The sequence below is a fragment of the Actinophytocola sediminis genome (assembly GCF_054779715.1).
The window spans coordinates 1-2,618 of record NZ_BAAGXS010000081.1; the positions used below are offsets into that span (position 1 = coordinate 1).

Below are 2,618 nucleotides of genomic sequence, written 5' to 3' on the forward strand. Positions count from 1 at the left end.
GGGCAAGCCGCGCAGGCGCGCCGGCGGCAAGGCCACCTCGGTGTCCGGGGACGCGGTCGCCGCGCCCATGCAGGGCACGATCGTCAAGATCGCCGTCGAGGACGGGCAACAGGTCCAGGCGGGCGAGTTGGTGCTGGTCCTCGAGGCCATGAAGATGGAGAACCCCGTCACCGCGCACAAGTCCGGTACGGTCACCGGACTCGCCGTGGCCGCCGGCGAAACCGTCACCCAGGGCAGCGTGCTCTGCGAGCTCAAGGACTGAGCGGCCCGGGAGGGCCCTTGGCGGAGATCCGGATCAGCGCCGGGGAGCGCGCGGACGCGCTTAGCGCACTCGGTGCCCACCACGCAAGCGGCCGGCTGCCCCGCGCCGAGTACGACCGGCGGCTGCTGTTGGCCGGCGAGGCCGTGTTCCGGCACGAGCTGGAGGCGGTGTTCGCGGACCTGCCGGCGCCACACCCCGACCTCAGCTCCTCGGTGTCGCCACGCCGGCCGATCGAGATCCACCCGGAGTGGCCGGGAGGGCGATCCGACACCCGGATGAGCAAGGTCATGGACGCGATCGGGGTACTCACGCTGCTCGTCGGCCTACCGACGGCAATCGTGTTGACCGTGGTCAGCGGCCTGTGGTGGATGTTCATCGTGGTGCCCGTGGTGGCCGCCGTCGCCATGGTCCTGGGGGTGGCTTTCATGGACCGTGACCAGCCGACCTGAGAATCTCCTCAGCAGGGCACCCCGGAAACCGACGTACGATCGAGTCGTGGCCGAGTATCAGCGTTCCGACATCCGGGTCAGCGACTCCGAACGCGAGGACGCGCTTGGCAAGCTCGGCGAGCACATGACCGACGGCCGGCTCGACATCAACGAGTACGGTGACCGGACCGCGAAAGTTGCTGCAGCAAAGACTCGGGGCGAGATTCTCGAGCTGTTCGACGACCTGCCAGACCCCCGGCCGACCTTCGGCCGGCCGGCCCCGCCGCCTGCCCCGCGCGGCCAGCGGACGGTCACCACGGCCCAGCGGATCGCCCCCGTCCTGGTGCCGATCGCGCTCGTGATGGTGGCCTTCGCGCTGACGTTCGCCCTGCGTGTGCCCATCTTCTTCCTGCTGCCGTTCATCTTCTTCTTCGCCAGCGGCAACCGCTGGCGCCACGGCAACGGCCCCCGGGGACGCTGGCGCTGACCAGTCGTCGACAACGGGCCGATCGGCGGTTGTTAGCGCTTCCATCCGTTGCAACACTTTGAAAAAGCTCTCGTGAATTGACCACGTGTACCGTCGAATCCGATCATCCACAGCCGCTAGGGTTTCGACCGAACACGAAGCGGATTCTGGTTGGAGGCGGAGTGGCGCCGAGCAGTCATGGGCAGGGCGGGCAGGGGAACATTCTCCAGGTCGACGCCGACGCCGTGCCGATGTTGCGCAGCGCGTTCGTGGACGCGCTGGCCAAGGTCGACCGGCAGTTGGAGCTCGCGGAGCATGAGCTCCGGGTCACCGCGTGGGCACAGGACCCGGTCAGCCAGGACGCCGCGACGGCGTTCAACGACCGGTCGGTCGACGGTGACCTGTCGGCCATCGACGCGTTGCGGGCCTATCGCGCGCAGCTCGCGGTCGCCGTGGTGAACCTGGACAAGACCGCCGAGCAGTACCGCGAGACCGACGGCGACGGCCAGGTCGATGTCAACCGTGGGGGCGAACAGTGACTGAACCGACCCAGGAACCAGCGGCACTCGCGTCCGCGGCCGAGGGCGCGCGCTGGCGGGGACACACCCACAAGCAGCTCTATCAGATGCTGCACGACGGTCCAGGCGCGGCGGCGTCGGCCGAACCGGCTCGCCGGTGGCAGGAGATCGCCACCAACCTGAGCGAGATCGGCCAGGACCTGCAGAAGACGTTGGAGCTGACCGGCGCCAGGTGGACCGGCAAGGCGGCCGGCGGTGCCTACGACCGGTTGTCGGTCACCGCCACCTGGGCCGCCGAGACCAGCACCGACGCCGCGGCGATGCGGGCGGCCGTGGAGAACCAGGCCGAGCACCTCGCGCGGGCGCGGGCGGACATGCCGGCACCCGAGGACGTGCCGGCCACCCAGCCCGACCAGGCGCTCACGCCGGCCGTGCAGGTGGCGCAGGCGCAGGCCGACCTCGAGGCGCCGGAGTCCTCGGCGTCCTCGGCCGAGGAGCGCGCCTTCGAGGTGATGACCACCTACGAGCAGAGCACCAACGCCAACGCCTCGACGATGGCCACCTTCACCCCGCCGCTCGAGCTGCACCAGCGCGACGAGATCCGGCACGGCGGTGGCCTGCACGTCCACGGCACCGCGCCGGCCGGGCTCGACGGGTGGGACAAGCCGCGCCACGACGAGCACCGGCCGCGGCCAGGCGGCCACCACCACAACAACTGGTCGCCGCACACCTCGGGCGCCTCGGCGGCGTGGACCGAGCAGGGGCCGAGGGTGCCGGCGGCGGCGCAGACCAGCGCCGGGCCGGCCGCGCCGAGCATGTTCGGCGGCGGCGCGGCGCTCCCGCTGCGCCGGGAGAACGACCGGGAGCGGCCGAAGGCGCCGGCGGCGGGCAACTCGGTGGGCGCCGGCCCGTGGAACTCCGCCCAGCCGAGCGCGGCGTTGCCG

5 protein-coding genes are annotated in these 2,618 nt (G+C 71.4%); all 5 read left to right on the plus strand.

Annotation, left to right across the window (positions count from 1 at the left end; genetic code table 11):
- Positions 1 to 262, plus strand: a 262-nt coding sequence (locus tag ACYVIP_RS38075; protein ID WP_460405511.1) for an acyl-CoA carboxylase biotin carboxyl carrier protein subunit, incomplete at its 5' end; no start/stop codon positions are given.
- 17 nt (positions 263 to 279) lie between these two features.
- Positions 280 to 711 (plus strand): DUF1707 SHOCT-like domain-containing protein, encoded by a 432-nt coding sequence (locus tag ACYVIP_RS38080; RefSeq protein WP_460405514.1) that lies wholly within the window; start codon positions 280 to 282, stop codon positions 709 to 711.
- A 46-nt stretch (positions 712 to 757) separates the two neighbouring features.
- Positions 758 to 1,177 carry a DUF1707 SHOCT-like domain-containing protein gene (locus ACYVIP_RS38085; protein ID WP_460405516.1) on the plus strand — a complete coding sequence of 140 codons (420 nt, stop codon included), beginning with the start codon at positions 758 to 760 and terminating at the stop codon, positions 1,175 to 1,177.
- Positions 1,178 to 1,338: 161 nt separating this feature from the next.
- Positions 1,339 to 1,695 carry a transcriptional regulator gene (locus tag ACYVIP_RS38090; protein WP_460405518.1) on the plus strand — a complete coding sequence of 119 codons (357 nt, stop codon included), beginning with the start codon at positions 1,339 to 1,341 and terminating at the stop codon, positions 1,693 to 1,695.
- On the plus strand, positions 1,692 to 2,618 hold a 927-nt coding region (locus tag ACYVIP_RS38095), incomplete at its 3' end, for a PPE domain-containing protein (protein ID WP_460405520.1). The genes ACYVIP_RS38090 and ACYVIP_RS38095, both read left to right, overlap by 4 nt.